The sequence below is a fragment of the Pseudomonas sp. YuFO8 genome, assembly GCF_035065025.1.
Classification (GTDB): Bacteria; Pseudomonadota; Gammaproteobacteria; order Pseudomonadales; family Pseudomonadaceae; genus Aquipseudomonas; species Aquipseudomonas putida_AE.
On sequence record NZ_JAXDEQ010000100.1, the window covers coordinates 1 to 900 of the forward strand.

At 46.2% G+C, this 900-nt stretch carries 2 protein-coding genes; both read right to left on the minus strand.

Translation table 11 applies throughout. The features are described 5' to 3' along the window. On the minus strand, nucleotides 1-257 hold a 257-nt coding region (locus tag SOP95_RS31485), incomplete at its 3' end, for a hypothetical protein (protein WP_323609512.1). A gap of 116 nt (nucleotides 258-373) precedes the next feature. Next, a partial coding sequence (locus SOP95_RS31490) for a hypothetical protein (protein ID WP_323609513.1) occupies nucleotides 374-900 on the minus strand: 527 nt, incomplete at its 5' end.

A 900-nucleotide genomic window follows, 5' to 3' on the forward strand; every position in this document is an offset into this window, starting at 1 on the left:
GACTCATCGTTACTGATGGAGCGCCAGGCCTGTTCCTCGTCCCGCTTACCTTTGCGGATGAATTCGTCGAATTCCTCCACGGTTTTCTGTTTGTCTATGGCGTTATCTATGTCTGCTCTATCTTCGGCAAAACTGACCAGGTGCTGCAAATAGGCGGGCAGCATGGCGCGGGTCATGTCTTTAAGGAAGTTCTGTTCAAAGGTTACATCTTTAATGTCTTCGTTGCTGTTTTCTTGATTGTTTTCTTTATCGTCCATGATATTACCTATTTTCGGTGGTTGGTATTTATAGATAATAACAGGGGTGCGATTAAGGTGTATTTTATTGGTGTAATGGATTGTTGCTGGTGGCGAAAATCAAATGCCTAAAGCTGTTAACCCAGCCTGATCACGACGCTGTAGCTGTAAGGTTCCTTTGACAGGCTTCTGGTGATACTGGAGGTGCACTTCAATTGTTCCTTACCAATAGATCGCACAGTATGTTGAATGTGGGGAGTGAATGTAACCTTGAGGACAAAAGGACCATCACCTTTCAAACTCAGCGATGTATTGAATTGGAATGCAAATTTGCCACTTTCAAAAGAGAGGTCATGATTGACTTTGATGTTAGGGTTTTTTTTAGTAGGTGGCTCGCTGCGCAGTATGATTGACGCGCAGTCCCAGGGTTCGAGGACACAAGCCTCACTGGGGGGAGCGCCGTTATACGAGCTTGTTGTGGTGAGGCTGAACGTTTTTGCGGTGGCATTGAAGATGTAGACAATCACGCTGTTGGGAGACTCATCGTTACTGATGGAGCGCCAGGCCTGTTCCTCGTCCCGCTTACCTTTGCGGATGAATTCGTCGAATTCCTCCACGGTTTTCTGTTTGTCTATGGCGTTATCTATGTCTGCTCTATCTTCGG